We start from the raw sequence: 2,480 nt of genomic DNA, 5'->3' as shown, positions 1-2,480 counted from the left end.
GAGTTCAGTATTGGTGACAGACCACCACAAGTATCCAACCTCAATTCTGTTCACAAGACCATCGTTGATGTTCTCGGCGAGCGATACCGTCGAATTTATTCTTAAAGTAGGTGCGGAATGACGGGTCTATGCATCCATCCGTGTCAATTTCAGTGGGGATGACAGCCGCCGTGCCTTTGGCCTGTTAGGAATGACGCTCGGTTTGTCCGCGATTGCGGGTCAGGTGCTAGGCGGCTGGATGGTGCATGCCGATCTGTTCGGGCTGGGCTGGCGCAGCATCTTTCTCATCAATGTACCCATTTGCCGCTGCGCGCTGCATTCCAGAAACTTGCGCACCGCAACGCGCTGCCCTGGACGGGATGGGAATAGCGTTAAGCAGTACAGGGTTGACGCTGTTGTTGGTGGCCCTGATTGAGGGGCCAGCACAAGGCTGGCCGGGTTGGAGTCTCTGGTTGCTGAGTATGGCAATGGTGCTGTTTGCACTGTTTTACCGGCAGCAGGAACGGCGGCGGGTGCGCGGCGGGATCCCTCTCGTCGATATGCAGTTGCTATCGCAACGCCGTTTTGCGTTGGGGGCTGTGCTGGTGTTGCTGGTTTATTCGACGTCTAGCTCCTTCTTTTTATGTTTTGCATTGCTGATGCAAACCGGGCTGGGTCTTGATCCTCTGGTGGCGGGCAGTATCTTTGCTCCCTGTAGCCTGGGTTTTATGCTGGCGTCGCTGGCGGCACCGAGACTGGTGGCACGCTTTGGCATGCATGCGATCGTGGTGGGAGCGTTGGTCTATATGCTTTCTATCGCGGAGATGATCGTGCAGGTGAGGATGGCGGGAGCGGCGTTAGTTGCTGTGCGACTCATTCCCGTGCTGATTATGGTCGGTGTCGGTCAGGGATTCATCATGACGCCGTTGCTAAATGTGGTGCTGGGCTTTGTCGATAAAACGCAGGCTGGTATGGCATCTGGGGTGGTTTCTACGGTACAGCGGGTGGGCGCGGCACTAGGGGTAGCGGTGGTTGGCATTCTGTTTGGTGAGGTGCTGACTACCGGTGAGGGCAAGGTAGCACAAGCAGGCCAGTACGCTGATGCTTTTGTGGTGGGAATGTTCTATAACCTGGGGGCGGCCATGATGGTCTATGTGCTATTGCTGTTGCTGGCTAAAACACGGTAGTGGGCGAGGGAAGGTGCGTTTCCCGCAGTGATTGAAGGTTATCTTGGCGGTATTATCCATTCACAGTGAAAGATAAATAGTCCATTACGTCATTAGTGTCATCATTTTTCTATAAATAATAACGCATCAGCATTTTCATTGATGCGTTATTATTTTCCCTGGCGTTTCATCATTAATTAAAAACTGGCAGTCATTGAAGTAGTTATAGTCATAATTATGATAGCTATAGGCCAACATGCTCAACTGATGAAAACTACAGTGCAAAAAAAACGTAACCATGAGACTATGAAAGGTTAGAGAGTATTTATGATAGTCATTAAGAAACAAAACGGAATATCATCTCAGCACTGTCTTTAATGCGTAAAACAGCTACTTTTCTGTGACGACTTGGCGGCCTGGTCAGCACAGGTAAATCAGGTGATACTGATTGGCATCAATATCGCAAACTATTCCTGGCATGTTGAACACTATGAACACGTTAGTGAGTGGTTGGTATTTTATATTTATTTAAACATTGGATAGTTTTATGCCGTTAAGATTCATTCAGTGAACTACGTGAGTTATTAGCAACCACAAGGGGGAACGATGAATTACCTATTACACTGCACATCTGATGAAAATGAAGAGAAACAGATACTTGATGGTTTATGGAAACATAATGATCATTTTGCACCTGTTGACATTCAACCATTGCGAATCACGGTTAAAGATGAATCAGATAACATAAAGGGGGGGGGGATAATAACCAGAACATGGTGGGGCGGATTAGACATTCAATACCTTTGGGTTGCGGCTGAATATCAAAAAAACGGCGTTGGACGTGAACTGATGCTAATGGCTGAGCGTGAGGCGATAAAGAGAGGTTGTCATTTTTCTTATGTTGATACATTCAGCTTTCAGGCCCGTGGGTTTTATATAAAGTTGGGCTATTCGGAATATGGTAGTCTTGATGGCTTTTTTCTTAAATTTTCAAGGCATTATTTGGTAAAACAACTTGGCTGATCTTAAGGGGGGGGATATGTGCGTTGCAGCAGATTTTTCTAGAGCCATTTCTCTAATAGAAAATCTTGATGAGCAATGGGGCATAAAAGACGCTGAATCGCGGCATGTCTATGGCTTTGTTGAATAAATAGAAAGTTTGGGTAATCATCGGAACAGATCACCATAGTTGTTTCAAAATCAGGTCTCCATCCGTCATTCCGCACCTACTTTAAGAATAAATTCGACGGTATCGCTCGCCGAGAACATCAACGATGGTCTTGTGAATAGAATTGAGGTTGGATACTTGTGGTGGTCTGTCACCAATACTGAACT

At 47.0% G+C, this 2,480-nt stretch carries 1 protein-coding gene and 1 pseudogene; both read left to right on the top strand.

The window, feature by feature from the left end:
* Positions 1-121: 121 nt before the first annotated feature.
* Positions 122-1,166: pseudogene (locus tag ACTBDZ_RS17015) on the top strand (MFS transporter); the annotation flags it as partial.
* 585 nt (positions 1,167-1,751) lie between these two features.
* Positions 1,752-2,168 carry a GNAT family N-acetyltransferase gene (locus ACTBDZ_RS17010; RefSeq protein ID WP_438816174.1) on the top strand — a complete coding sequence of 139 codons (417 nt, stop codon included), beginning with the start codon at positions 1,752-1,754 and terminating at the stop codon, positions 2,166-2,168.
* The last annotated feature ends 312 nt before the right edge of the window (positions 2,169-2,480 follow it).

This window comes from Symbiopectobacterium sp. (assembly GCF_051710365.1).
Lineage (GTDB): Bacteria > Pseudomonadota > Gammaproteobacteria > Enterobacterales > Enterobacteriaceae > Symbiopectobacterium.
This window is presented reverse-complemented; position numbering and strand designations above follow the sequence as displayed.

Coding starts and splice junctions, on each gene's coding strand:
- ACTBDZ_RS17010 (WP_438816174.1), top strand. CDS start 1,752: ATGAATTACCTATTACACTGCACATCTGATGAAAATGAAGAGAAACAG.